Origin of the sequence: Microbulbifer jejuensis (genome assembly GCF_047289955.1) — a bacterium.
Lineage (GTDB): Bacteria > Pseudomonadota > Gammaproteobacteria > Pseudomonadales > Cellvibrionaceae > Microbulbifer.
This window is the reverse complement of record NZ_JBLBUB010000012.1, coordinates 20,345-45,352: the sequence shown is the minus strand read 5'-3', so window position 1 is coordinate 45,352 and position 25,008 is coordinate 20,345. Positions and strand designations below refer to the sequence as shown.

At 54.1% G+C, this 25,008-nt stretch carries 24 protein-coding genes; 12 read left to right on the top strand and 12 right to left on the bottom strand.

What is annotated here, in order from left to right; genetic code table 11:
- Positions 1–896 precede the first annotated feature (896 nt).
- From ACL7TT_RS09350 to ACL7TT_RS09325, 6 genes are all read left to right on the top strand, one after another.
- On the top strand, positions 897–1,580 hold the full coding sequence (locus ACL7TT_RS09350; protein WP_413394926.1) for a helix-turn-helix transcriptional regulator: 684 nt from the start codon (positions 897–899) through the stop codon (positions 1,578–1,580).
- 1 nt (position 1,581) lies between these two features.
- Positions 1,582–2,016 carry a CsgE family curli-type amyloid fiber assembly protein gene (locus ACL7TT_RS09345; RefSeq protein ID WP_413394925.1) on the top strand — a complete coding sequence of 145 codons (435 nt, stop codon included), beginning with the start codon at positions 1,582–1,584 and terminating at the stop codon, positions 2,014–2,016.
- Complete coding sequence (locus ACL7TT_RS09340; protein WP_413394923.1) at positions 2,016–2,426, top strand: curli assembly protein CsgF; 411 nt, start codon at positions 2,016–2,018, stop codon at positions 2,424–2,426. The genes ACL7TT_RS09345 and ACL7TT_RS09340 overlap by 1 nt, the downstream gene beginning before the upstream one ends.
- A gap of 50 nt (positions 2,427–2,476) precedes the next feature.
- Positions 2,477–3,325 (top strand): CsgG/HfaB family protein, encoded by an 849-nt coding sequence (locus tag ACL7TT_RS09335; protein WP_413394921.1) that lies wholly within the window; start codon positions 2,477–2,479, stop codon positions 3,323–3,325.
- 350 nt (positions 3,326–3,675) lie between these two features.
- Positions 3,676–4,155 (top strand): hypothetical protein, encoded by a 480-nt coding sequence (locus tag ACL7TT_RS09330; protein WP_413394920.1) that lies wholly within the window; start codon positions 3,676–3,678, stop codon positions 4,153–4,155.
- Between the two features lie 54 nt (positions 4,156–4,209).
- Positions 4,210–5,388 carry a hypothetical protein gene (locus tag ACL7TT_RS09325; RefSeq protein WP_413394918.1) on the top strand — a complete coding sequence of 393 codons (1,179 nt, stop codon included), beginning with the start codon at positions 4,210–4,212 and terminating at the stop codon, positions 5,386–5,388.
- A 147-nt stretch (positions 5,389–5,535) separates the two neighbouring features.
- On the opposite strand, the gene holA is transcribed toward ACL7TT_RS09325, so the two are convergent.
- The 3 genes from holA to leuS form a co-directional block, all read right to left on the bottom strand.
- Positions 5,536–6,540 (bottom strand): DNA polymerase III subunit delta, encoded by a 1,005-nt coding sequence (gene holA / locus ACL7TT_RS09320; protein WP_413394916.1) that lies wholly within the window; start codon positions 6,538–6,540, stop codon positions 5,536–5,538.
- A 14-nt stretch (positions 6,541–6,554) separates the two neighbouring features.
- A complete protein-coding gene (locus ACL7TT_RS09315; RefSeq protein ID WP_413394914.1) occupies positions 6,555–7,079 on the bottom strand; it encodes an LPS-assembly lipoprotein LptE in 525 nt (174 codons plus the stop codon).
- An 81-nt stretch (positions 7,080–7,160) separates the two neighbouring features.
- On the bottom strand, positions 7,161–9,758 hold the full coding sequence (gene leuS / locus ACL7TT_RS09310) for a leucine--tRNA ligase (RefSeq protein ID WP_413394912.1): 2,598 nt from the start codon (positions 9,756–9,758) through the stop codon (positions 7,161–7,163).
- A gap of 162 nt (positions 9,759–9,920) precedes the next feature.
- Between leuS and ACL7TT_RS09305 the strand changes: the two genes are divergently transcribed.
- The 3 genes from ACL7TT_RS09305 to ACL7TT_RS09295 all read left to right on the top strand — a co-directional run bounded on the left by ACL7TT_RS09305 (position 9,921) and on the right by ACL7TT_RS09295 (position 11,807).
- Entirely contained in the window at positions 9,921–10,370 is a 450-nt protein-coding gene (locus tag ACL7TT_RS09305) for a zinc ribbon-containing protein (RefSeq protein ID WP_413394910.1), read from the top strand.
- A gap of 17 nt (positions 10,371–10,387) precedes the next feature.
- A complete protein-coding gene (locus tag ACL7TT_RS09300; RefSeq protein WP_413394908.1) occupies positions 10,388–11,149 on the top strand; it encodes a YdcF family protein in 762 nt (253 codons plus the stop codon).
- Positions 11,150–11,513: 364 nt separating this feature from the next.
- A complete protein-coding gene (locus tag ACL7TT_RS09295; RefSeq protein WP_299941984.1) occupies positions 11,514–11,807 on the top strand; it encodes a hypothetical protein in 294 nt (97 codons plus the stop codon).
- 31 nt (positions 11,808–11,838) lie between these two features.
- Here the strand turns inward: ACL7TT_RS09295 and ACL7TT_RS09290 are convergent, their stop codons facing one another.
- The 6 genes from ACL7TT_RS09290 to miaB all read right to left on the bottom strand — a co-directional run bounded on the left by ACL7TT_RS09290 (position 11,839) and on the right by miaB (position 18,617).
- Positions 11,839–12,756 (bottom strand): TIGR01777 family oxidoreductase, encoded by a 918-nt coding sequence (locus ACL7TT_RS09290; RefSeq protein ID WP_413394906.1) that lies wholly within the window; start codon positions 12,754–12,756, stop codon positions 11,839–11,841.
- Between the two features lie 131 nt (positions 12,757–12,887).
- Positions 12,888–14,456 carry an apolipoprotein N-acyltransferase gene (gene lnt / locus ACL7TT_RS09285; protein WP_413394904.1) on the bottom strand — a complete coding sequence of 523 codons (1,569 nt, stop codon included), beginning with the start codon at positions 14,454–14,456 and terminating at the stop codon, positions 12,888–12,890.
- 116 nt (positions 14,457–14,572) lie between these two features.
- Positions 14,573–15,469 (bottom strand): HlyC/CorC family transporter, encoded by an 897-nt coding sequence (locus tag ACL7TT_RS09280; protein WP_413394902.1) that lies wholly within the window; start codon positions 15,467–15,469, stop codon positions 14,573–14,575.
- Positions 15,470–15,538: 69 nt separating this feature from the next.
- Positions 15,539–16,009 carry an rRNA maturation RNase YbeY gene (ybeY, locus tag ACL7TT_RS09275; protein WP_299941977.1) on the bottom strand — a complete coding sequence of 157 codons (471 nt, stop codon included), beginning with the start codon at positions 16,007–16,009 and terminating at the stop codon, positions 15,539–15,541.
- Between the two features lie 17 nt (positions 16,010–16,026).
- Entirely contained in the window at positions 16,027–17,043 is a 1,017-nt protein-coding gene (locus ACL7TT_RS09270) for a PhoH family protein (protein WP_299941974.1), read from the bottom strand.
- Between the two features lie 206 nt (positions 17,044–17,249).
- Positions 17,250–18,617, bottom strand: a complete 1,368-nt coding sequence (gene miaB, locus ACL7TT_RS09265) for a tRNA (N6-isopentenyl adenosine(37)-C2)-methylthiotransferase MiaB (RefSeq protein ID WP_413394899.1) — start codon at positions 18,615–18,617, stop codon at positions 17,250–17,252.
- Between the two features lie 171 nt (positions 18,618–18,788).
- Between miaB and ACL7TT_RS09260 the strand changes: the two genes are divergently transcribed.
- The 3 genes from ACL7TT_RS09260 to olsF all read left to right on the top strand — a co-directional run bounded on the left by ACL7TT_RS09260 (position 18,789) and on the right by olsF (position 21,307).
- Positions 18,789–19,124, top strand: a complete 336-nt coding sequence (locus tag ACL7TT_RS09260) for a DUF1820 family protein (RefSeq protein WP_299941969.1) — start codon at positions 18,789–18,791, stop codon at positions 19,122–19,124.
- 246 nt (positions 19,125–19,370) lie between these two features.
- A complete protein-coding gene (locus ACL7TT_RS09255) occupies positions 19,371–19,589 on the top strand; it encodes a hypothetical protein (protein ID WP_299941966.1) in 219 nt (72 codons plus the stop codon).
- Complete coding sequence (gene olsF / locus ACL7TT_RS09250) at positions 19,586–21,307, top strand: bifunctional ornithine lipid synthase OlsF (protein ID WP_413394896.1); 1,722 nt, start codon at positions 19,586–19,588, stop codon at positions 21,305–21,307. The genes ACL7TT_RS09255 and olsF overlap by 4 nt, the downstream gene beginning before the upstream one ends.
- Before the next feature lie 9 nt (positions 21,308–21,316).
- Here olsF and ACL7TT_RS09245 read toward each other — a convergent pair whose 3' ends face one another.
- The 3 genes from ACL7TT_RS09245 to ACL7TT_RS09235 all read right to left on the bottom strand — a co-directional run bounded on the left by ACL7TT_RS09245 (position 21,317) and on the right by ACL7TT_RS09235 (position 24,917).
- Positions 21,317–22,606, bottom strand: a complete 1,290-nt coding sequence (locus tag ACL7TT_RS09245; RefSeq protein ID WP_413394894.1) for an aminotransferase class I/II-fold pyridoxal phosphate-dependent enzyme — start codon at positions 22,604–22,606, stop codon at positions 21,317–21,319.
- Between the two features lie 107 nt (positions 22,607–22,713).
- Positions 22,714–23,580, bottom strand: coding sequence for a DUF6279 family lipoprotein (locus ACL7TT_RS09240; RefSeq protein ID WP_413394892.1), 867 nt, complete (start codon positions 23,578–23,580; stop codon positions 22,714–22,716).
- Between the two features lie 239 nt (positions 23,581–23,819).
- The gene (locus ACL7TT_RS09235; RefSeq protein WP_413394890.1) at positions 23,820–24,917 is read right to left on the bottom strand and encodes a LacI family DNA-binding transcriptional regulator; all 1,098 of its coding nucleotides are present in this window, start codon (positions 24,915–24,917) and stop codon (positions 23,820–23,822) included.
- Between the last annotated feature and the right edge of the window lie 91 nt (positions 24,918–25,008).

Below are 25,008 nucleotides of genomic sequence, written 5' to 3'. Positions count from 1 at the left end.
AGCATAATGGATCTTGTGTTTAATAAGTAACCAAATGGACCTTTATTTGGCGAAAGGTTATGTTGAGAGTTGTTGGTTTTGCAGGGTAATGAAGTAGTCTCCTGGATATTGTATCCTTCCGGCCAGGTAGCTCAGGATACCCTCAAACCTGGTGAAGGTTCTGAACTGGTACCAACCGACTGGTTACACTCGGGAAGCTGGATTCATCCTGAAAATCGGGAAAAGCATAGCCGAATCACCTTCCAATCGCTACAGGATTATCAACAGTTGATCCAGAAATTTTGACAATCCCATCATAACTATTTGATACCCCTATTCATGGCGTCATTTTAATACACTAATTCTCTTTATATACCTTCTTTATCTAATTTTAATTGATTGTTTTTGAATAATATTGTGTACGCCAAGCTTGCCTTTCTGATTTGTTTCAATCTCTGTTGTGAAAATCTGTATCAGATATATCTATATACTCGGTTTTCTCTTTCTCCATCGGCATTCAATTTAAGACAGTTTAAGGATATAAAACAAATTTCACCCACTAGTTGTTTGACTTCCATTAAGTGATTTTTTTTCAATATCAACCCGGCAATACTGATATTTACATGAAATACTCTGATCAATTCCTAGTTCACGATGTATGAGGAAATAAATGACAAAAAATACTTGTTAGTTTCTTGTTCTACCTATGGTAATACCTTGGTATTAATAAATAACTTGCACAATGGAGATGAACACACTTAAGATTGAAATTTTAGCCTGCAAGTTACTTCCTGTTGCAGGAAAGTGTTTGATCGAATAGATTTAGCTCACACTGTAAGATGACCGAGAAGTATCAAGAAGAACTGGCAAGGTAAATAATAAATATCGTAATAGGACTGCACATTGGGGAATCCCAGATGAATTTGCATAAGGATTATGCACGCCTAAAAGTCATTACTGCAAAAGCGGGAGAAAGTCGACCTTCCGTCGTTTTCTTAACTTCCTGTATTAACATTCAAACTTCTATTTTTGCTGGAAAAATAGAAGATGAATTTAATATCAGATGTGTCATATTTCGTCATTCGGAAATTGATACCTTTAGGGAGGTGGGTGCCGATTATCTTATTCTGGATTGTGCGGATCTAACGCTCGCAGATCTCGATCAGTCGTTGCGGGAAGTACACGAGGTGGCGGAGCCTCCCAATATTGTACTGATTAATATCGGCCAGACAGAGGATATAGATTTTGTGCTTTATTGGGAGAGGGTCCTGGGGCTAATGCCCTCGGAAAGTGAGCCTAAAATTATACTGGAAAGGTTGAAAAGAATATTTTCTGGTGAATACTGGTTTCCACGAGATGTGCTGCATAACTTTTTGAGGCAACACAGAAAACCAAAAAAATGGTCTGGTAAAACTTACAATTTGACACGAAGAGAACGACAAATATTACAACTTATTTGTGATTGCCATACCAATGCAAATATTGCGGAAGCATTGTGTGTCAGTGAGCATACCGTCAAGAGCCATCTTTATAAAATATATCGAAAAATTGGTTGTAAAAATCGATTAGAAGCAAGTGGTTGGGCCAGTCAGAATTTATAATATGATTAATGATTTTCGTACCTTTAAAATCCTGTTCATGGTAATTATTTTTTCTTTACTTACTTTAAGTGGGTTTTCCCAGGATTTAGAGGATCTGGAAGCAGAGGATTCTCTGCTGACAGGGTTGGTTATCGATGACACTGTAAGTGGTATAGGCCATGAATTTTCCCGCTCCCTCTCTCTTTACCTGTCGGTAACATTATCCGAATTTGAATATAATCTGACTGTTCATGAGAGACCTTCTGCCAGATGGGGGAGCGTAGTCTGGGTTACCTATGAGAATAAACAGGTATTTAAAACAATAATATATCCCGGGCGAAGAAGGTTTGCGGAGGTTATAGAGAGTGCAGCAACGCAGATTGACAATAATGTGCGGCAGCAAAAATTACAGGAATTATTCTCTCAAAATCTGGATTTGGCAGGAGAAGAGATCTGATGAGAAAATGTATTTTGTTTGTCGTCGCCTTTTGTTCAGTTTTACCATGTATTGGTTCGGCTACAGAGCTGATTTACACACCAGTAAATCCCTCTTTTGGCGGGAATCCGTTAAATGGCAACTATCTGTTGAACAATGCAAGCGCACAAAACAGTAAGAGGGACCCAAAGGCCGATAATTCACCATTTTCTGGTATTTCTTCTTTGGACAGGTTTACAGATACTTTAGAATCCAGACTGCTGTCACAGTTGCTTACCGATGTGGGAAACGGTAATGATGGCACTTTGGTTACAGATGATTTTATCGTTAATATTGTCGACGTGGATGGCACGCTGACCATAACCATTACTGATGCTGTTACAGGGGAGGTTTCCGAGATCGTGGTTGTCGGCCTGGATCCTGGAAATTAGCATGTTTTTGTCAGCGGATGGCGCTTTTGTATTTTTTAAGGGCAGCGATGATGTTGTTGAGAACTATTTTTGTTGTCTTGATTTTTTTTGTTGGTGGTTGTAGTTTTTTTCAAAAAACCGGCGAGGCCCTATTCGGTCCTGGAAAGCAGAAAGCAACCCTGACTGACCGGATGAGTACCTTCGTGGACTTACTGAGCTTACCTTCTCCAAAAGGAAAGATAGTTGTTGCGGTGTATGGTTTTAGCGATCTGACAGGCCAGTACAGGCCGGCTCCAGCCAGTTCGTTCTCAACAGCGGTTACACAGGGGGCAGCTGCGATGCTGGTGCAGGTTCTGAATGAATCTGGCTGGTTTGTAACCCTGGAAAGGGAGGGGCTCCAAAACCTACTGACTGAAAGAAAAATAATTCGTGCAGCCATAAAGGAGCAGGGTAACATTCCACCTTTTGAACTGCCATCTCTTATGTCGGCAAACATAATGCTTGAGGGTGGCATTGTTGCCTATGAAACAAACATTAAAACCGGAGGCGCAGGCATTCGATATTTTGGTATAGGTATTTCGCAACAATATCGCGTGGATGAGGTTACCGTCAATCTACGCGCGGTGGATGTGCGCAGTGGCAGGGTTCTCAGTAGTGTTCTCACTAGTAAAAAAATATTATCACGTCAGATACAGGGTGACGTCTATCAGTTCGTAGAGTACAAGCGGCTACTGGAGATTGAGGCTGGGACGACAACCAATGACCCTGCACAGCTCTGTGTGTTGTCTGCTATTGAGGCAGCAGTAATACACCTGATCTCCCAGGGAGTAAATTCCAATCTTTGGGCATTACAGGATAGTAGGGAATATCCAGCTTCCGTATTGAGTGAGTATGCTGAAACTCCGATAAAGGTATTATAAATCAACAAGCCTATAACTTGCCAGGTTGTTGGACGGTATGGTTTTACCCTTATTTTATTCCATATTAGCTGGATTAATAAAAGCTATTAGTCGCTATTTCCTTGTCATTGAAATTTTATGATTAATACTTTCAATAGGTATTGTTGCACTTTAACAAGAGATGCTGTCTTTCATAGGCCTGAAAAATTCACTCTTAAGTTAACAATCACTCATACAAAAGTCGTATTTTTTCTGTAATAAGGATACAAGAAATACGCTTTCTTCCGATTTATTTCTCTCTTAATTGTTTTTACACTGACACAGTTGGCGGACCTATGATGGTGTGTTTCTTTATCTTTTTGGGGTTCTGCATGAACGCTAGCAATGCGATTGCCTTTTCTGTGTTTCTATTCCTGTTTTCTTTGCACAGTGTCTGGGCGGATGATCTGGACCACCACGATGAGTTGCTATCCGGCCAGGGCGCATTGGATCTTCTTTTACTTAGGGATGATCCGATTAACGGGCAGTTGGTTCAGATAGCCCAGATTGGCGACTATAACTCAGCGGAAATCTCCCAGTCTGGCCAATTTAATCAGGCAATCCTGATTCAGGAAGGTTATTCCAATGAAACAGTCATTCAGCAGACTGGCGATGTGAACTATGCAGCCATATCCCAGTTTGGTGGCTATAACCAGGCGGCAGTTATTCAATATGGTACGGGTAATGTCGCACTGATCGATCAGGTTGGTCAGAGAAATTCTGCAAATATTATCCAAAATGGGAGTGGTTTATTTGGATTTGTCGCGCAGTTTGGTGACAACCACGCAGTGCAAATAGTGCAGTATGACTAATGCGCTGTGTTATTTTCGTTTGTATTTTCAGTTAAATTAGAGGAAGGAACATCCATGAAAAAACTATCACTTGCTGCCGCGATAGCCCTGCTTGCCGGTGCCGGCCAAGTTCTAGCCGATGGTAACGTCGGAGATCAAATACAGTCTGGCAATGACAATGGGGCAAATATAACCCAGTTGGACCAGTCTACCAATAACGCCACCTACCAGTTGCAGGAAGGCAATGACAATCGGGCAAGCGCCTACCAGTCTTTTGCTGACGGCAACTATATTGATCAGACACAAATCGGCAATCGCAATTGGTCGGAAACCGACCAGTGGATGCAGGAGGGCTCTGAAGCCTCTAGCTATCAAGAGGGTGAAGGCAATAGGAGCATTCTGCATCAGTGGGAGGGCTCAGGAAATACTGCCTATGCGGGACAGATGGGCAGCGAGAACACACTGTATATTGACCAGTACAGCCAGTCCAACTTTAACTATGTCGATATGTTGCAAGAGGGCAATGACAATATGTCCGCTCTGCATCAGGAAGGGGATGCGAACTTCTTCACCAGCACCCAGACCGGGGATGGCAATGGTGTGTGGAACAGCACCCGGTATGCGTCTTCAGATGGATTCAATGGCGGTCAGATAGGTGATGGAAACGTGGGAATCGTCTATCAGGAAGGCGCTGAGAACACCGCAAATTTGCTACAGACCGGGGATTTCCACTACCAGGATCTGGCCCAGGTTGGTGTTAACAACCTGGCCACTATCGCTCAGGATGGTAGCGACAACGCCAGTGTGACCTACCAGGTGGGCGCTGACAATGCTGCCACCGTTACTCAGTTTGACAGTTTCAATTCTGGCGATATGAACCAGTTTGGGAACAATAACACAGCCACGCTGGTTCAAGTGGGTGATGGCAATATGACCGGGTTCTCCCAGAATGGCGATATGAACATCGTCACGATCGATCAGTCCGGAAACAGTAACACTGCACTTGGGTTCAGTGAAGGTGTTTCCAATACCGTGGATATTGATCAAGTGGGCGAGCTGAACCTGGCTGAAATCCACCAGGACCTGGGTGCTGACAACCTGATTGTTGTCTCCCAGAATGGCTTTGAACAAAGCGCACATCTCGGTCAATCCGGCAATGACAACGCGGCTTTCGTGGACCAGTCAAATGGTTTCAACATGGCCAACGTGCATCAGACTGGTACCAACAACCTGGCCACTATTGTACAAAACTAATAGTGTCAGCCATCTGGTAATCATCAACCCCTCCCAGTGCAGGGGAGGGGTTACCTGTTGTTGAGATCTACAATAAACCGCTTTTGGCAGGTACCCTCTATCATGCAAGTCCACGGCCTGGGGCCATAGTATGATAAGTGTCAGCGGTCATAAGCAGCGATAACCACATAGATTCAGAGTGAGTTCCAGCAGGCCAGTCCAGGGAGACTGGTGTGCGGCCCCACCCTTGATTGCAGTGTCAATAGCGCGCGCGCGTAGAAGCAGGGTTTCCAGTTGCCGGGGACTCAGGCGCGAAAGGGCGGACTGTACAAGCGGTTGGCGTTTTTGGATGCGTACCAGGCGTCCCAGGGGTTGGCCCTGCGCAAGTTTTTCCCCAATGTCCAGCAGTGAGCGTATTTCCCTGGCCAGTGCCCAGAGTACAACCGGGGGCTCTATACCTTCCGTTCGCAGCCCTTCTAAGGTTTTAATGGATTTTTCAGCCTCTCCAGCCAGGGCTCTATCTATCAGGTCGAACACGCTGTAGCGGGCAGAGCTGGTGATACTATGTGCCAACCGCTCGACGGTAATGCGTTCATCGGAATTCAAAAGCTTCAGCTTCTCCACCTCCTGGCTCGCGGCAAGCAGGTTGCCCTCAACCCGCTCAGCGAGAATCTGTATTGCCTCCGGTTCCGCGCTCAGCCCGGCTGTGCTCAGTCGCTGGTTGATCCAACGGGGCATTTCCCCGGCACTCACCGGCCAGACCTGAACAAGTACCCCGTCCTTCTCCAGGGCCTTGACCCACTTGCTATTTTGTTGGGATCTATCCAGCTTGGGGAGCACGATCAGCAGTATCAAATCCTGGCGGATGCGTTTGGCAAATTCCCGCAGGGCCTTGCTGCCTTTGTCTCCCGGCTTACCGCTGGGCACGCGTACCTCGATCAGTTTTTTTTCCGCAAAAAGGGACATATTGCCCGCAGAGGCGAGTAGTAATCCCCAGTCGAAATTGTGCTCTGCGTGCAGAAGTTCACGCTCACTAAAGCCGTGTGCTTTTGCCGCAGCGCGCACTTGGTCGCAGCACTCTTGCACCTGAAGCGGCTCGTCACCGGAAATAATATAGACCGGGGCAAGCCCCTTGCCGAGGTGTGGTTGCAGCTGATGGGGTGGGATACGCATTGGAACAGCAACGCTTAGTAGCTTTTGTCTTCTAAGGGCGCATTGGCATCAATGCGGCGCAACCGGTCGATTATCCGGCCGATCAGTTCCCGGCGCATCTCCGCGCGCAGCAAGCGCTCCTCCTCGCCCTTGCTGACGATCTCCGAGACATCCCACACCAGGGCGCGGTAGACGTCCGCCTGGGCCTTATTCAACAGAGTCTCCCCACTGCCAGTACGAATACTGTAAACAGCGCTGGTAATCAGCTCATACTCAGATGCGCGGCCCTCTGAGTCTACAGCGACAGTGAGCTTGCGCTCGGTTTCTGTGTGAATGGTCAGTACATAGTCCGCGTCCATGGGCGATGGCGCAATAGCCACACCACTATTATGCAGCAGGCGGCTCAGTTCCTCTGCGATATCACTGCGCGGATTCTCGCTGAAAATATAAATAGTGCTGCCCGGAGGGAAATTCTTGGGTGCGCCGCGTAGGTGCCAGCCACAACTGATAACTGAAAAGGCAAACGCCAGGGTAATAATCCGGAGTGCGATTTTTTTCATAAACCACCTGATTGAATCGGTCGATCAGAACTTTTGCCAAAGGGAACCGAACGCGCTGTGCGTCCGGCTTTGATTGCAATTTTATTTTGCGACGATATTGACCAGTTTACCCGGTATCACAACCACTTTGCGCACAGTGGCTTCCCCAAGAAATTTCTGCACCTTGTTGTCGGCCAGAGCGAGTTTTTCCAGGGCCTTCTTATCCGCATCTGCCGGTGCGTCCAGTTTTGCGCGCACCTTGCCATTGACTTGTACCACGAGAGTGATGGTTGAGCGTACCAGGGCCTGTTTATCCACCTCGGGCCAGGGAGTATCAATCAGGTCGTTGGTGTTTCCCAGGGTTTGCCACAACTGGTGACAGATGTGGGGGGTAACCGGAGCCAGTAACAGTACGGCGGCCTGCAGAGCTTCGCGTTCAACGGCGAGCCCCTGCTCGCTGTCCCGCTCGGCCAGTTTGCCCACCGCATTGAGCAGTTCCATCACTGCCGCAACGGCCGTGTTGAAAGTCTGGCGGCGGCCGTAGTCATCGCCCACTTTCTGGATGGTTTCGTGTGTTTTGCGGCGCAACTGCTGCTGCCTGTCATTCAAGGCCTGTCGGTCAAATTCGGTCTGACTGGCGCTGGCTGTAACATGGGCATACACCGTCTTCCACAATTTGCGCAGGAAACGGCTGGCCCCCTCGACACCGGCGTTGTGCCACTCGAACGTTTGTTCCGGCGGTGCCGCGAACATGGTGAACAGGCGCACCGTGTCCGCGCCATACTGTTCTACAGCGGCGTGGGGGTCTACGCCGTTGTTTTTGGACTTGGACATCTTTATCACGCCGCCTGAGATAACTGCCTTACCGGTGGCGCGTTCAATGGCTTTGATCGGTTTGCCCTTCTCATCGCGTTCGACATCCACATCGGAAGGGTTGATCCAGGTCTTGTGACCATTTTCCTCCTGGTAGAAGGACTCCGCCAACACCATCCCCTGACAAAGCAGTTGCTTAAAAGGCTCGTCGCTGTTGAGCAGGCCCTCGTCGCGCATCAGCTTGTGGAAGAAACGCGCATAGAGCAGGTGCAAAATGGCATGTTCGATACCGCCGACATACTGGTCGACAGGCAGCCAGTAGTTGGCGCGATCGGGGTCGAGCATACCCTGTTCAAAGTCGGGGCAGGTGTGGCGGGCGTAGTACCAGCTGGATTCCATAAAAGTGTCGAAGGTGTCGGTTTCCCGTTCAACCGGGACGCCGTTAAGTTCGTCCTTACGCCACTCGGGATCGGCCTTGATGGGGGACCGGACCCCGTCCAGCGTCACCTCTTCTGGCAGTAAAATGGGCAGTTTTTGCGCAGGCACCGGGATTTCATTGCCGTTCGCCAGGTTATACATGGGGATGGGTGCGCCCCAGTAACGCTGGCGGGACACGCCCCAGTCGCGCAGGCGGTAGTTGGTGGTTACGCGGCCCTTGCCGGTGGCGATCAGTGCCTCGGAGATCGCACTCAAGGCCCCTTCAAAGTCCAGCCCGTCAAAACAGCCGGAATTCACCAGCCTGCCTTTTTCGGTAAAGGCCTCCCTGTCCAGATCGACGACCCGGCCATCGGTGGGTTCTACAACCTGTACCAGAGGCAGCCGGTATTTATGCGCAAATTCCCAGTCGCGCTGATCGTGTGCGGGCACCGCCATGACAGCGCCGGAACCGTACTCCATCAATACATAGTTGGCCACCCATACGGACACCTCTTGACCACTGATGGGATGAATGGCCTTCAGTCCGGTGTCCATGCCTTTTTTGTCCATGGTGGCCATATCGGCCTCGGACAGGGACTGCCTTTTGCACTCGGCAATAAATGCGTCCAGTTCCGGGTTGCTTTGCGCCAGCGCCAGGGCGATGGGATGTTCGGCGGCCAGGGAGAGATAGGTGACACCCATGAGGGTGTCCGGACGGGTGGTGTAGACGTCGAAGTGGTCCATACCAGCCACGGTCTCAGGCAGGGCGAAGCTCAGTTCCACACCGCGACTCTTGCCGATCCAGTTGCGCTGCATGGTACGTACCTGTTCGGGCCAGTCTGGCAGTTTGTCCAGGTCGCTGAGCAATTCCTCCGCATAGTCGGTAATCTTGATAAACCACTGTGACAGTTCGCGGCGCTCAACTGCAGTACCGCAACGCCAGCAGGCCCCGTCCTCCACCTGCTCATTGGCCAGCACCGTCTGGTCGTGCGGGCACCAGTTGACGGCGGCATTCTTCTTGTAAACCAGGCCTTTCTCGTATAATCGGGTGAAAAACCACTGTTCCCACCGGTAGTAGGAAGGCTGGCAGGTGGCCAGCTCGCGGGACCAGTCAAAGCCGAAGCCGAGGGCTTTCAGCTGTCCCTTCATGTAGTCGATATTGGTATAGGTCCACTTGGCCGGAGCGGTCTTGTGCTGGATTGCCGCGTTTTCAGCGGGCAGGCCAAAGGCGTCCCAGCCCATAGGATGCAGGACATTTTTACCCTGCATGCGATGGTAACGGGAAATCACATCGGTAATGGTGTAGTTGCGCACATGCCCCATATGGAGCTTGCCACTGGGATACGGGAACATGGACAGGCAGTAGAACTTTTCCCTGTCGGTGTTTTCCTTAACCTCGAAGCTCTTTTGTGCCTCCCAGAATGCCTGGGCGGAAGCTTCGACAGCAGAGGGATTGTACTGCTCTTGCATGGATTCGAGACCTATACTCTGTGATCTAAATTTACGGGAAACCGTTCAGTGCTCCAACGGGTACGGCTACTGACCGGTATTTCAGGGGGGGTGATTGCGATCAAGTCCCGTTCCCGGAGCATCCATTAGGATGTGTAAACGCGGAATTATAGGAGGGATATTGTGACGAAGGAACCGAAGTTACCACCGAAGGTAGATCTGGTCGACGAGTTGCGCCAGGATCTGGAGAATCTGGTGGAGGGAGAGCTGGCCGTTGAGGATCTCACGGCCAATAAAGTCGCCTTCCTGCGTGCCTGGTTAAAGGATGATTTGCACCGGGCGGGGGATTATCTGCGCGGCCTCGGGGGGGAGTTGCGTACCCTTGAGGAGCGTGGCGGCAATTGGCTGCTGGATGCGGCAGATCCAACCGAAACCGCCTGGCCCAACCTGATGCGTTGTATCAAAGAGGGGAAGCCCTGGGCCCTGGCTGGGGAATATGTGGGTGCCGATGAGGAACTGCAGTGCTTGGGTTGTGGTTACCGTGTGCTGCCCCCGGAGCATACCCAGATCACCCCTTGCCACCGCTGTGGATATGGCTGCTTCCGCCAAATTGAAGGTGGTCTTGAGTATTGATCGAATTTTATCCAGTTATGGCTAACCTTTTGATGCCGCCACTGGCGCCTCTGTTGGGATTGCTGTTGGCATTTCTACTGCACTCCCTGCCTTTCGGTCCCCTGTTAGCGCGTTTGGCACTGCCATTGGCCGTTATTTCTTTCGCTGCTCTCTGGGTGAGTGCCACACCCGCGTTTTCTGCCTGGCTTGGAAAGCAATTGGGCACAGCTCCGGAAATGGCCGGTATCTCCCCCCAGGCAGTCGTTATTCTCGGTGGTGGGCGCTACCGTGACCCGGCGTCTGGCAATGAGCGCCTGTCGGCAACAAGTCTCGAAAGGGTGCTGTGGGCGGCACAAAAAGCGCCGGATCACCTGCCGCTACTGGTCTCCGGTGGCAGGATCTATAAGAATGAGCGGTTGGCAGAGTCACAGATGATGGAAGCCCTACTGGAGGGGGAATTGTTGCGGCAGGTCAGTTGGCGCGACGATTGCAGCCGTACAACTGCGGAGAATGCCGTGCACAGCGCGGCGATATTGCGCAGCGCCGGTGTGGAAAGTATTGTCCTGGTAACCCACTGGTGGCATATGCCCCGCGCAGCAGAAGTGTTTGCCCGCGCTGGCCTGCAGGTGCAGCCGCTGTCGGTAGGCAGTGTAGCGGAGTTGTTACCGCGGTCACAGAGCGGCGTATTGCGCTGGACACCCGGTGCTGTAGCGATGCTTCAAACGCAGATCTACTGGCGGGAGGTATTGGCACAAGTATGGTATCGCTGGAGATCGCTGCCGCCGATTCACCCCTGCTGAGGAACTTTTAACATAAAGGCATTTCTGAGGCCTACTGGTTAAGAGGGGAGGGGCCGCAGGGTGCCGGATAAGACTGTGACTTGATCACTTGTGGTGACAGACTTAGGATGAATGGCATCGCAGGCCGAACCCTTGAAATACCTGCAGTTGGACTAAGGTTACATGCGTGCTTCCGGGGCGGCGGCATCAAACAGAACATGGAAGATCGGTTGGACTACCGGGGTTACTAATAGGCGTAACGGCGGTGGGAGACAACCATAACAATAAGCGAGATAAACCTAAGATGAAGGGCATCCCGATTTCTTTTACGCCCATCCAATTGCACAACCGATTAAACCAAGCGGTTTGGATTGGTTTCAGGCAAGTGAGGCAGGATGGCCGAACCCTGTTATTTCTCTATGCTGGTACGGAGGTTGGTGCCCAGCTAAGCAAGAACTTTGAGACATTTGCCGGGCAAATAGTGCGAGAGTTTCGTATTGACCCCGCCCAAGTGGAATTTATAGAGCTGCGTAAGGGTGCGGAAGAATCCCAATGGTATCGCTGGCATGCCCGGTGGGTTGGATCTGCACCGATGGAGTGCCACCTTGAGCGGGTGACCAGCGAATCGGCTTGCCGCTATTTGGCAGAGGCATTGGAGAGCGCCATGGCTGCGGCCTGAGACGTTTTGTGCCTATGGTCTGATGGCACTTTCAGGCCCGTGCCCCACTGGTGGCGCTGCCCCCATTGACCAGGTCTGCAAGGGCCTGCGCGAGGGTGGGAAAGTGGAAGGTATAACCGCTGTCGAGTGCTGCGCGCGGTTCTACCCGCTCGCTCGTCAGTAGCAGCTCCTGTGCCATTTCCCCAAACAGGATATTCAGCAGCCAGGCGGGTGCGCGCATCATAGCTGGCCGGTGCAACTGCTTGGCCAGGAGGCGGGCAAAGCTGTTGTTGGTGACCGCCTCTGGTGCACTCGCATTAAATGGCAGGCACAGATGCTGGTCGATAGCGTGCAGCATCAGCCCCACTTCATCCTCTTCGTGAATCCAGCTCATCCAATGTTCGCCAGAGCCCATGGGGCCCCCAAGCCCAAGCCGGAATGCCGGCAGCATCTGTGGCAGGGCACCACCGCGGTTGGAGAGTACAACAGCCGTGCGCATAATGCCGACACAGATACCTGCCTGTTGAAGGGGCAGGGTTGCAGCTTCCCAATCCCGGCACAACTGCGCGGCAAAACCCCCTCCGGGAGGGCTGTCTTCCTTGAGCAAATCTCCACCGCGATCCCCGTAGTAGCCAATAGCCGACCCGGACAGGAAGTAACCGGGGCGCGCTCTTTGCACGAGCGTCCAGCGCACCAGTTTCTCTGTGGTTTTCAGACGTGAATTGCGGATCTCTGCGCGGCGCCTCTCGGTCCAGCGGCGGGAGATAGGCTCTCCCGCCAGGTTCACCACGACGTCTACCGGTCGCTCGACCTCTTCCGGTTCCGTACAGGCATCCACAGACTCTCCACACAGTGCGCGCACTTTATCCCGCTGCCGGCTCAGTACGGTGAGACTGCCTCCGCGGGCCAGCCACCGCTGGCAAAAGAGCCTGCCGATCAGGCCGGTGCCGCCACTGATTAAACAATGCATAGGTAGGGCGCCCCTGCCGCAGTTTCACTGGTAAAGTGCTTGCAGCATAGCAGTCATCTTCAATCATGGCGGGGCCCGGGCTGGGCTTGGGGTGTGCCCGCGGGGTTGCCGGGGCACTTTTTGCGGAGGGTTTACGGGCCGGTGACTTCGCCGGTGGCAGGTGCCTTGGCTTGGGTACTGCCTCTTCGGCGCAGAATGACTGCCAGAGCCAGCATGGGTAGAGCCAGAGCAAATACGATGGAGATACCGGCAAGCATAAAGGGGGTGGCTCCCCGCATTGCACGGATATCGCCTGTCAAATTGACTTGTTCAAACTGGGGCAGTTGTTTCAGGATGTGTCCCTGGGGGTCCACGATGGCAGTCATGCCGGTATTGGTACTGCGGACCATATAGCGGCCGGTTTCCAGCGCGCGCATTTGCGCCATTTGCAGGTGCTGCAGCGGGCCGATGGATTTACCGAACCAGGCGTCATTGCTGATCGTGAGGAGCACCTGGGCCGATAGTGCGCTGTTCGCCACCAGGCGTGGGTAGACGATCTCGTAACAGATGAGCGGTGCCCAGCTGACGCCCGCTGCGTTCAGCGGGCGCTGCTCGTCGGGGCCGGAGCGGATAAAGGAAGTGGGCAGGTCGAAAAACTCGATGGTGCCTCGGATCAACTCCTCCAGGGGGACATATTCACCAAAGGGAACCAGATGACGCTTGTGGTAGACACCGGGACTCTGGCCGAACACCGCGGCCGAATTATGCACAACTCGGCCATTATTGTTGGGGTCGCGTCTATCGTAGAGGATGCCGCTGATCAGGTCGATTTGGGATGTTTCCGCATTGCGCTGCAGCGCCTGCATCAGGTTGGGGGCCTGCCTGTACAGCATCGGCAGGGCGGCCTCCGGCCAGATGATCACATCCACATCCTGGCTGCTGAGGGTGCGGGTACCATCCTGGTAGCGGCTTATGGTCTCTCCGCGGAATTCCGGCAACCACTTTTTCTCTTGGGGAATATTGGCCTGCACCAGCCCCACAGTGATGATCCCACCCTCGGCGTGGGTCCACACCATATGGGAAAGCAGGGCGCCTGCGGGCCAGGGCAGAAGTGCCGTGATAATCAAGGCAATATGGCCGCGCTGATTGAGTGGCACCAGGCGGCCGCTGACCACCAGGGCGAGCACAGCCGCGCCAAACGCCAGCAACAGGCCAATGCCGTAGACACTCAGTACCGGAGCCCAGCCAGACAGCCAGGTATCCAAATGGGCGTAGCCGACAAACAACCAGGGGAAGCCGGTCAATATCCAGCTGCGGAACCATTCGCTGATAAACCAGAGGGCGGCAAAGGCCAGGGCAAAGCTGAACCGGTTATCGGTAAAACGGCCGATAAAATAAAACGGGGTGGCCAGTAGCAACGCCATCAAGGCGACAAACCCTCCGGTAAGCGCGATCCCAAGGGGAACAGAGGCGTTGCCGAAGTTGGTAATCGATATGTAGACCCAAGAGCCGCCGCTGGCGAACAGCCCCAGGCCGTAGCAGAATGCCAGCCACAGGGCGCTGCGTCCGCGCAGAGTTTGCCACCCAGAGGCCAGCAAGTACAGCCAGGCCAGCAGGGCTAGGGACAGCAGGCCGCACATCCAGTAGTTGAACGGGGCAAAGGAGAGTGTCATCAGCCCGCCGGCGCCAGCGCTGGCGAGAGGAAAAAGTAATCTGCGCATAGATTCGCGTGTTCGGTGTCCTGTTGGCCAGTGTGCCCAGTTATTCAAACACCTGGGCCATCGGCCGGCGCGCTATCAATCTGCGTGCCGACTGCGGGTTTTTAGGGCGCCCTCTGTCAACTGTCCTCTTCCGGCGGCTTGCGTATATGGGCCACGCGCAACAGGTGAATCTGCCGGTTGTCTGCATAGAGCACGCGGAACATAAAGTCCCCGAGCCGAGTCACCTCATCGCGCCCGGGGAGGTGGCCGAAAGATTGCATGATTAGACCACCAATCGTGTCAAATTCTTCATCACTGAAGGCACATTCAAAAAACGCATTGAATTCCTCGATAGGGGTGAGTGCTTTGACGATATAGTCATTGTCACCCACCCGGCGGATAAAGCTATCCACTTCCTCCTCGTCGGTCTCGTCTTCAATTTCCCCGACAATCTCTTCGAGAATATCTTCAATGGTAACAACGCCGGAGACGCCACCATACTCGTCGATAACGACGGCCATATGGTAGCGGTTTTCACGAAATTCCCGCAGCAGAATGTTCAGGCGCTTGCTTTCTGGAATGATATTGGCCGGGCGGATGATATCCTCGAGCTGAAATTCACCGACACCCTTGAGGAGCAGGGGGAGCAGATCCTTGGCGAGCAGTATTCCGCGGATATCGTCGATACTTTCACCGACTACCGGGAATCGCGAGTGGCCGGATTCGATAATTTTGGGCAAAAAGGTTTCGGGATTGTCCCGCAGGCCCACCACAACCATCTGAGAGCGGGGAATCATAATTTCCCGCACCTGCTGGGTGGAGACATCCAGTGCGCCTTCAATGATGGACAGCGCTTCCGCGTCCACCAGCTGGTTTTCAGCCGCGTCTTTGATGATGTCCAGTAACTCATCGCGGGATTTGGGTTCAGCAGAAAAAGCGCTGAACAGTTTTTCCAACCAGTTTTTTTCACTGGATCGGGACTTGCTGGACAAGTGGCTACTTGGGGGTTCGTCTGTGGTCATGGAAGTGGCCATGCTCCGGATATCTCTCATTTCTGGGTAATTGGTAGTATTTCTTGGGTAATTCGGCCGCGCAGTGGGCTGTCATTTCGCCCTCCCAGCAGGAGTGTAGGGGGCGGAAAAGCCGAGGCTACACAGCAGGTCTGTCTCCAGCTTTTCCATCACCGCTGCATCGTTATCCTCGATGTGGTCATAGCCCAGCAGGTGCAGTGTGCCATGGACCATCATATGTGCCCAGTGCGCCGACAGCGATTTGCGCTGCTGCTCCGCCTCCAGCTGTACTACCGGAGCACAGATCACAAGATCCCCCAATAGGGGAAGATTTAGCTCCGCAGGTAAGTCCGCTTGAAAGGACAAAACATTGGTAGGACCATCCTTGCCGCGGTACCGGTTGTTGAGCTGCTGGCTCTCTTCCCTGTCGACAATGCGCACGGAGAGTTCGGCCACCTCTCGGTGCCCGGTCAGTGTTTTGGCAACCCAGGTGTGAATGGCCTCGTCGGGGGGCAGTGGTGTGCAACGGCTGGCCCGCTGTACATCGAGTGTCAAATCAATCATGACTCGGCAGCTGGGTGTCAAGCGGCATTCTCGCTGGCCTTGCCGGCGGTCATGTCGCGTTCGGCCTCGTGAATATCGTAGGCCTCTACAATGCGTTGGACAAGGGGGTGGCGGACAACATCCTTGGCACCAAAATACGTTAAGCTGATACCCTTGACCTTGCCCAGGACTTCCACGGCGTGGCGCAGGCCCGAAACCTGTCCGCGCGGCAGGTCCACCTGGCTGGGATCGCCGGTAATGACTGCGGTGGAACCGAAACCGATACGGGTCAGGAACATCTTCATCTGCTCGCGGGTGGTGTTCTGGCTCTCATCGAGGATGACGAAGGCATTGTTTAAGGTGCGCCCGCGCATATAGGCGAGCGGTGCCACTTCAATGACGTTGCGCTCGATCAGCTTGCCAACAGTCTCAAAGCCCAGCATCTCGTAGAGGGCGTCGTAGAGCGGGCGCAGGTAGGGGTCCACCTTCTGGCTCAGGTCGCCAGGCAAAAAGCCCAGCTTTTCACCGGCCTCGACAGCCGGACGTACCAGCAGAATACGCTCGACCCGGTCCTTGAGAAGGGCCTCCACCCCACAGGCCACCGCCAGGTAGGTTTTGCCGGTCCCCGCCGGGCCGATGCCGAAGTTGATATCGTTGGATTGTACTGCATACACGTACTTGCGCTGGTTCAGACCGCGCGGGCGTACCGAGCACTTTTTGGTGCGGATCAAAACCACCTGGTCGCCTTCCCCGGATTCGCCATTGCTGAGCAACTCCTCCACGCCCGACTGTTGCAGGGCCAGGTGAATCTCATCTGGGGTCAGGTGGTTATGAGAGCCGGTCTCCCGGTAGAGGGCGTTCAGTAACTCGCCGGCAGCGCGGGCGGGCTGGGATTCGCCATAAAAAGTAAACAGATTGCCGCGATTGCGGATCTCAATGTCCAGCCGCTGTTCTATTTGTCGCAGATGTTGGTCAAATTGACCGCAGAGGTTGGCGAGACGGCGGGCGTCGTTGGGCTCGAGGGTGATGCTGTGCGCGAGGGTATGTGTTTCCAAACTGGTTACGGCACCTTAATGTTAGGGGTTCATTGCTAGGGTATACCCATTTTCCCGGAATGGGAAAGGCTTGAGTGCTACAAATAGGTTATATGCAAATATTGTTTTAATAACAAATAGTACTTTTTGGTGACCACAGCCTCTTCTGGGCGGCAGGACAGGGGCTGCCATTGCATCTTGCTGGGGGACAGGTTGTCCAGGACTTTTTAGAACAGACTCTGCTCCAGTTCTGATGTGAGTAATTTCCCGCGCAGGGAGTTGGGCAGGGCCTCCACAATCTGTATATCGGCAAATTTTCCGATCAGGGCCGGGTTGTCGGCGCGAAAGTTGACCACTCGGTTATTTTCAGTGCGGCCCTGCAATTGTCCCGGATCTTTTTTTGATACGCCGCCAACGAGGACCCGCTCAGTCTTGCCAACCATGCGCCGCGCAATGGCGGAGGCCTGCTGGTTAATGCGATTTTGCAGTAGCTGCAGGCGTTGTTTTTTGATTTCTTCCGGGGTGCTATCGGGCAGGTCGGCTGCCGGGGTACCCGGGCGCGGCGAGTAGATAAAGCTGAAGGAAAGATCAAAACCCACCTCCTGGATCAGGTTCAAAGTGGCTTCAAAGTCCCTGTCGGTCTCGCCGGGGAAGCCCACAATAAAGTCCGAGGAAAGGCAGATATCCGGGCGGATTCCCTTCAGGCGGCGAATCTTGGATTTGTACTCCAGTGCAGTATGGCCGCGTTTCATGGCCATGAGGATGCGATCGGAACCACTCTGTACCGGCAGGTGAAGGTGGCTGACCAGTTCCGGCACCCGGGCATAGACATCGACCAGCGCATCGGAAAACTCCACTGGATGAGAGGTGGTGTAGCGAATGCGGTCAATACCCTCGATGGTTGCAACATAGGTAATCAGCTCGGCAAAATCCACTGCATGGCCATCCTCACCGACGCTTCGGTAGGCGTTGACGTTCTGGCCCAGTAGGTTCACTTCGCGCACGCCCTGACCGGCCAGGTGCGCAACCTCCTCCAATACATCGGCAACCGGGCGGCTCACCTCCTCGCCGCGGGTATAGGGCACTACACAAAAGGTGCAGTACTTGGAACAACCCTCCATGACGGAAACAAAGGCAGTGGCACCATCGGCCTCGGGCTGGGGCAGGCGGTCAAATTTCTCGATTTCCGGGAAGCTCACATCTACCACCACAGCGCCATTTTTTTGCGCCCGGGTCTCCATCATCTCCGGTAGGCGGTGCAGGGTCTGTGGGCCAAAAATCAGGTCCACGTAGGGTGCGCGTCTGGCGATCGCTTCCCCCTCCTGGCTGGCAACGCAGCCCCCAACACCGATCAGCAGGCCGGGATTTTTTTCCTTGAGGTGCTTCCAGCGGCCCAGTTGATGGAACAGTTTTTCCTGGGCCTTCTCGCGGATAGAACAGGTGTTGACCAACAGCACATCCGCTTCAGCGGGATTGTCAGTGGGGATCATGGCGTGAGATTCCCCGAGTAGGTCGCGCATCCGGGCGGAATCGTACTCGTTCATTTGGCAGCCGTGGGTCTTGATGTAAAGTTTCTTCACCGGTATATCGGACATATTCTGCCTGATTGAAATCTGGTCAATTGAACGGGGGGCGCATTATAGCCATACGGCCCCGCACTGCCTAGATGGCTATATTAGCGGTTGCAAACCTGTGCTATTCTTGCGCGCTTTGCCCGCTGTCTGACTAATTTTGAGGTTCGCGGTAATTCCCATTCAGAGAGACCTATGGCCAACCCGATTTATAAAGTAATTTTTCACAACCAGAACCAGGTATATGAACTCTACGCTCGGGCTATCTACCAGAGTGATATGTACGGCTTTATCGAAGTCGAAGAGTTTGTATTTGGAGAAAGGGCACAGTTGGTGGTGGACCCCAGCGAAGAGAAGCTGAAAACCGAGTTTGCTTCGGTCACGCGCTCCTATATACCGATGCACAGCATTGTGCGTATCGACGAAGTGGAAAAGGAGGGCACGGGCAAGATCGTAGAGGCCAAAGGGGGGGACAAAGTGGCAAAGTTTCCCTTTGCGCCGCCCATCAGTCGCCCCCAGGATACCGAGTAAGGCATCCTCCCCGCCTGAACCGATGCCGCCGGGCCTGGACTCGGCGGATTGGCCGCCATCAGCCCTTTGCGCCTCTGTCTTCTGTTGCCATATAAGCTTCAAGAAAGATACACTGAACTGTCATCAAGCCGCTGCACAGTCATTGTTTAGACGACAAACCGTTTTACCGGTTTCGATTTTGACTGCGTCCCGCACAGACCTGGCCGGTGGCCCGGTTAGTTGCTGATCAAAGGCGGAAATCTTGCTATGAGAAATCGCTACCGCGCGCTGTGGATATCGGATGTCCCTCTGGGCAGCAGTGACTGCGAGTCCTGCCGGCTGGTGGATTTTCTGGCGCAGAATTGCGCTGACAGGGTTTATCTGGCCGGGGATATTTTCGATAGGCAGGCGCCGTCTCTGAAACGGGGGGCCTGGTGTCGGATGCCGACCCCCTCCAACCTTCCGGCAGAGGTGGTGGTGGCATGATTCGAGTTGAGCACCTTCTGCAGAAAAATGCCTGGTATAGTGCTGCGCCACAAAAACCCACTCGTAAACTGGTTTCCGCAACCCTGAAGAAAATCTGTTGTGAAGAGTGGATAGTGGAATTTGGGCGGCGATACCCCCATCTGGGGGGGATCGATTTTATCCGCCAGCTGTTCACCGATCTGGATTTCCGCTACGGCCTGGATCCCTCTGAACTGGAGCGGGTGCCGGCTGATGGTCCTTTGGTGATCGTCGCCAATCATCCTCTCGGCAGTCTTGATGGCCTCGCACTGATCGATATGATCTCCCGGGTGCGCAGGGACGTGCGTGCTGTGGCCAGCCGGCTATTGTGGAGTCTCAAACCCCTGCGCCCGTTCTTTTTGCCGGTGGATAATTTCCACGGCCGCACCCACCGTGCAGATGTGCAGGGTATTTACGATCACCTCGGGCAGGGGGGGGCCATTCTGTTTTTCCCCGCCGGTGAGGTTTCTCGACTGACCCCCAAGGGCGTCAGGGATGGGCGCTGGAATCCGGGTTTTGCGCGAATTGCGGAGAAGGCCGGGGCGCCGATTCTGCCTGTTCAGGTACTCGGCAGAAATTCCTGGTGGTTTTACGGCCTGTCTGCCCTGAACAAACCCATCTCGACGCTCTGGCTGGTGCGGGAGATGTTCAAGCAGGCCAGCCGCAGCATAGAAGTGCGCATCGGCCACCCCCTCGAAGCGGAACACTTTTGCAGTTGGCCCCTGACACTGAGAGCCAAGGCCGCTCTTTGGCGCAAGCATGTCTACCAACTGCATCGCTCGCCCCCGCCCCTTGGACCCGAATTGATCGCCGCTGCGGAGCCCCAGGCTGAGGTGATGAAATTGATTGCGCCCTGTGAGGTACTTGCCGGACAGGGTGACCTGTCGGTGCATCTCTACCGGCAGAAAGCCGACTGTCCGGTGATGCGTGAACTGGCGCGAGTGCGTGAGGTGGCGTTTCGAGCGGTGGGAGAGGGCACAGGACAGAGCCGCGACTGGGATGCCTTCGATGCGCATTATGATCACCTGCTGCTTTGGGATGGCGGGCGCAGACAGATTGCTGGAGCCTACCGCCTGGCGTCCACCGAGGCCCTGGCGGAGGACGAGATCTACAGCAGCACCCTGTTTAATTATTCGCACCCGCCGCGCGAGTGCCTGCCGGGTTCGGCGGAACTGGGGCGCAGTTTCCTGCTGCCGGAATACTGGCGTGGAGGCGGCCTGGACTTGCTGTGGAGTGCCATCGGCCAGTGGGTGATGCGCAAGAAGGTACGCTACCTGTTCGGACCTGTGTCCATGCCGGGAACATTTTCTGTGCGTGCCAAATCCGCCATTGTGCGCTATTTCTCCCGCTATTTTGCCCCCAATAGGCCCCTGGGGGACGCGCGTCTGCCCTTTCCGTGGGCCCGGGCATCTCTACCGGCATTATCCGGAGATGCATTGGCGGATTTGCGCCAATTAAAGCAGGTGCTGCGCGAAGAGGGTGTGGTGTTGCCCCCGCTCTTTAAGAAATATGCAGCACTGACCCAACCGGGAGGGACCAGTTTTCACGCATTTAATATCGATCCGGGTTTTTGCGATGCCGTGGATGGTCTGGTGGTTGTTGACCTCAGCCTGGCGGATAAGAAATTTGCCAAGCGCTATTTGAGCGGAATGGCTCCCGGTATCACATCCCCCCCCACGATTGGCCCGGCCACCAGATAGAGTGCAGGCTTAACTGCTCGCATTTCGGCACTGCGCCAGCCGCTGGCGCACACTTGCCAGTTGAACGCAAAGCACAAACACCGACAGGGCGGTATCCAGCTCTTCCAGCGCTGGGAAGCTCGGGGCTATACGGATATTGCTGTCTTCCGGATCATTGCCGTAAGGGAAGGTGGCACCTGCCGGTGTGAGTTTCACACCCGCGTCTGCCGCCAGCTTCACCACTGCCCTTGCGCAGCCGGGGCGGGTGTTGAAAGAGACGAAATACCCCCCCTGAGGTTTCTCCCATCGGCCCATACCCGAATCGCCCAGGGCATTTTGCAGGTGCTCCAGCACACACTCGAATTTTGGTCTGAGAATACTGGCATGCTTGTGCATATGCTCTTCAAGCGTGGTGCATTCGGTGAAAAAGCGCGAATGGCGCAGCTGATTCACTTTGTCCGGGCCTATGGTCATCGCCTGCATTTGGTGCTTCAGCGAATCCAGATTGGCGCTGCTGGCGCTGACGAAGGCAACACCCGAGCCCGCGTGGGTGACTTTGGATGTGGAGGCAAACTGCAGCACGGAATCCACAGTGTCGTTTTCCAGGGTGGCTGCGCGGATACTGGCAAGGCTGATAAAGTGTCCCAGGTCATGCACGGCGTAGGCGTTATCCCAGAAAATCCGGAAACCGGGATTGGCAATCTGCCCCAACTGGGCCAGGCGCTCCACCGTTTCCCTGCTGTAGGTGATACCACTGGGATTGGCGTATTTGGGCACACACCAGATGCCGATAATGTCACTGTCTTCGCGGACGTGCTTTTCGACGCACTCCATATCCGGCCCCCCTTTCTCCAGGGGGATGGCGAGCATACGGATGCCGAGCTGCTCGCAAATCGTAAAATGGCGGTCGTAGCCGGGCACCGGGCAGAGAAACTTGGGGGATTCCAGTTCCCGCCAGGGAACATTGCCGGCGAAGCCGAAAAGGTATCCGGTCAGTACGGCATGGTACATCAGGGTCAGGGAGCTGTTGCCACCCGCCATGACTTCCTCTGTTGGCACCTGCAACATATCCGCGCCCAGGGCCCGGGCGCAGGTAAGGCCGGTCATGCCGCCATAATTGCGTGTATCCGTACCGTCGGACGCACGATAATCGGTGGCGAGAATGCCATCGAGTTTGTCGGATAAATTCAATTGTTCCGCCGAAGGTTTGCCGCGGGTAATATCCAGGTTCAGTGCATGCTGGCAGATTCGCTCGTAGTGGGCACTCAGTTCCTTTTCCCATTTGGCTAATTGGCTGCTGGTGGCGGATTCAATGTGCACGGGGGTTCCCCTGGCTGATCATTTAAGTGTGCGAGCTTAGCAGCCTGTCGGTGCCTTCGCCTGCAGCATTCATCCGTTAAGGTGATCGAATGGGTATGGCTGCGGTTTTACTGGCTCGCCAGTATACGGAAATTTTGCGCATATTCCCGCAGGGTACGACTCAGGTGATGGCGCTGGGGCGGAGTTGTGCTGGACAATATCTGTTCGGCGAGTTCGCGCGCCTGTTCCTGGCGCCGCTCCTGCGCCTGCCGGTATTGGGGTGACCAGAGTTGCTGTGGGTCTACCAGCAGGTTGCGCAATGTTTCCACATAGCCTGGCGGTTTGCTGCGCAACAGGCCAATTGCTTTCGATTGCCAGAGTTGCCTCTGCGCACTGCGGGACTGGGGATTGTACTCCACCTTGGAGACCCAGGCGGCGATCAGATTTATCTGTTCTTGCGAGAGGTGTCCGAGCCAGCGCTCGCCTTCTTTGCGGATCTGTCGGTTGCGCTTCCGCCGGATCTTCTCCGGCGGCTGTTGCCATTCTTCCAAAGCCTTTTGCTGTTTTTTCCGCAGGTTTTTCTGCAACTCGTCAATTTGGTGTTTATCCAGCTGCGCCACAATGGGAAGAAACAGGTCGTAGGCACTGTCGCTGGCGCTGTGCAAAAACTGCTGTAGCTGCTGTTCCACAGGTTCCAAACGGGGGCTTTCCAGTGCGCCCTCATCCACCTCGTCGGCCAGGCGGGTTAGAAACTCCGCGTAATGTTCCAACTGGGTCTGTCGATGCCAGCGGAAAAAGCTGTCCAGGGCAGCTTGCAGTTCAGCCGCCTGTGCCCGGTTTAAGTCCACATAGTCGTGCACTTTCCAGCGTATCCAGTAATCGATATTGTTGTAGGCGAACTGGACACTGGAACAGCTGCCAATGCATACAAAAAGGAAAATTAGCGCAATTTTGCGCCAGGAATACATTATCAGCGTACCTGGTGGCTGTGCCATCGGCGCTTTCCTGTGGAAATTGTTCGGTCGCTTCCGGCGGGGCAACTCCAAGCATAGATGATAGGGCAATGGCCGACGCAATGGCATTTCCGATGCCGATGGTCATCCCGCCTGTACCGGGGTCATATCCCTGGCACGCTAGGACTGGGCCCCGTGTCAACCAGACCCTGCCGGACAATCTGTGCCAGATACGAAAAACAGGGGTCAGGATTAATGAACGTCAAGCCTTCGGAGCCCAGTTATCCGGTCTTTTTATGGGACGCTGGCTGAGCTTGAATGGTAGAAGATTGTTTTGGTGCCGCTCCAGTGGAATCCCGCACGATCAGCCCGGGAGTGAAACGGCGGGTAATACTCTCCTGCGATTTCTCCTTCCCCATATTCCCCTTGCAGTGAATCCGCTCAAGTGTCAACTCTGCCGCACAACGGCCGATTTCCTCGTTGGGCTGGTGGGCAGTGGTGAGTTTGGGACAGGTCTGGCGTGAAAAGGGGCTGTCCTCAAAGCCTGCAATGGACAGCTGCTGCGGCACATCAATGTTCATCTTGCGTGCGGCAAAGAGAGCGCCTGCGGCAATTTCATCATTACCGGCAAAGACGGCGGTGGGGGGGGAGTCGGACTTCAGTAGGGCAGTGGCACCTGCCACGCCTGAGTCGAAAGAATATTCCCCTTCAAGAATCATCTGGTCGTCGACAGGCAGTTGCGACTCCTGCAGTGCCCTCATATAACCCTCGAGGCGGCCGAGGGTGGAAAAGTGTTCAATGCCTCCGTGCAGGTAACCGATGCGCCGATGCCCGAGCTCCACCAGGTGCTGGGTTATTGAAAAGGCCCCGGCACCGTCATCCACCTGAATACAGTTTTCCTCCAGCTGGTCCAGCTGGTCGGCAGCCTGGGAGGAGAGAATCCGCACAAATTCCACATTTAGCGCTTTCAGGGTGTCGATGACCTCGGGGTATTCAGAGAAGGGGGGGGTGAGGATCAGGCCTGCGATCCGGCTTTGCTCCACCAGTTTGTGCAGTTCGTCGTGAATGGAGGGCGCTTTGGCGCTGCTGGGATGGATCAGTAGTTCATAGCCCCGCGCCCTGCAGGCTGCGAGGATACCGTTTTGCATATCGATCACGTAGTAGGCATCGGGGTTGTCGTAAATCAGGGCAATGGAATAGGAATGAGTGCCTGCCAGGTTGCGCGCCGCCAGATTGGGGCGGTAATCGAGCGCCTGTATTGCCATAAGGACCCGCGTTCTGGTGGTCGGACGTACAGAGGGTTCATTGTTGATGACCCGTGAGACGGTCTTAATCGACACCCCTGCACGCTTGGCAACGTCAGTGATAGTGACTTTCATAGAATAACAATACTAGTTTGCCGAAGTCCGTGTTGAGGCCAGGCTATCCAGTGCTGTATTGCCAATATGTAAATTTCTTACATATTTTGGT

Coding starts and splice junctions, on each gene's coding strand:
- ACL7TT_RS09315 (WP_413394914.1), bottom strand. CDS start 7,079: ATGAAAAAAATCGCACTCCGGATTATTACCCTGGCGTTTGCCTTTTCA.
- holA (WP_413394916.1), bottom strand. CDS start 6,540: ATGCGTATCCCACCCCATCAGCTGCAACCACACCTCGGCAAGGGGCTT.
- miaB (WP_413394899.1), bottom strand. CDS start 18,617: ATGTCCGATATACCGGTGAAGAAACTTTACATCAAGACCCACGGCTGC.
- ACL7TT_RS09255 (WP_299941966.1), top strand. CDS start 19,371: ATGAGAAATCGCTACCGCGCGCTGTGGATATCGGATGTCCCTCTGGGC.
- ACL7TT_RS09330 (WP_413394920.1), top strand. CDS start 3,676: ATGAACGCTAGCAATGCGATTGCCTTTTCTGTGTTTCTATTCCTGTTT.
- ACL7TT_RS09300 (WP_413394908.1), top strand. CDS start 10,388: ATGGCTAACCTTTTGATGCCGCCACTGGCGCCTCTGTTGGGATTGCTG.
- ACL7TT_RS09325 (WP_413394918.1), top strand. CDS start 4,210: ATGAAAAAACTATCACTTGCTGCCGCGATAGCCCTGCTTGCCGGTGCC.
- ACL7TT_RS09290 (WP_413394906.1), bottom strand. CDS start 12,756: ATGCATTGTTTAATCAGTGGCGGCACCGGCCTGATCGGCAGGCTCTTT.
- ACL7TT_RS09345 (WP_413394925.1), top strand. CDS start 1,582: ATGATTAATGATTTTCGTACCTTTAAAATCCTGTTCATGGTAATTATT.
- ybeY (WP_299941977.1), bottom strand. CDS start 16,009: ATGATTGATTTGACACTCGATGTACAGCGGGCCAGCCGTTGCACACCA.
- ACL7TT_RS09260 (WP_299941969.1), top strand. CDS start 18,789: ATGGCCAACCCGATTTATAAAGTAATTTTTCACAACCAGAACCAGGTA.
- ACL7TT_RS09235 (WP_413394890.1), bottom strand. CDS start 24,917: ATGAAAGTCACTATCACTGACGTTGCCAAGCGTGCAGGGGTGTCGATT.
- ACL7TT_RS09340 (WP_413394923.1), top strand. CDS start 2,016: ATGAGAAAATGTATTTTGTTTGTCGTCGCCTTTTGTTCAGTTTTACCA.
- leuS (WP_413394912.1), bottom strand. CDS start 9,758: ATGCAAGAGCAGTACAATCCCTCTGCTGTCGAAGCTTCCGCCCAGGCA.
- lnt (WP_413394904.1), bottom strand. CDS start 14,456: ATGCGCAGATTACTTTTTCCTCTCGCCAGCGCTGGCGCCGGCGGGCTG.
- ACL7TT_RS09240 (WP_413394892.1), bottom strand. CDS start 23,580: ATGGCACAGCCACCAGGTACGCTGATAATGTATTCCTGGCGCAAAATT.
- ACL7TT_RS09280 (WP_413394902.1), bottom strand. CDS start 15,469: ATGGCCACTTCCATGACCACAGACGAACCCCCAAGTAGCCACTTGTCC.
- ACL7TT_RS09350 (WP_413394926.1), top strand. CDS start 897: ATGAATTTGCATAAGGATTATGCACGCCTAAAAGTCATTACTGCAAAA.
- ACL7TT_RS09335 (WP_413394921.1), top strand. CDS start 2,477: ATGTTGTTGAGAACTATTTTTGTTGTCTTGATTTTTTTTGTTGGTGGT.
- olsF (WP_413394896.1), top strand. CDS start 19,586: ATGATTCGAGTTGAGCACCTTCTGCAGAAAAATGCCTGGTATAGTGCT.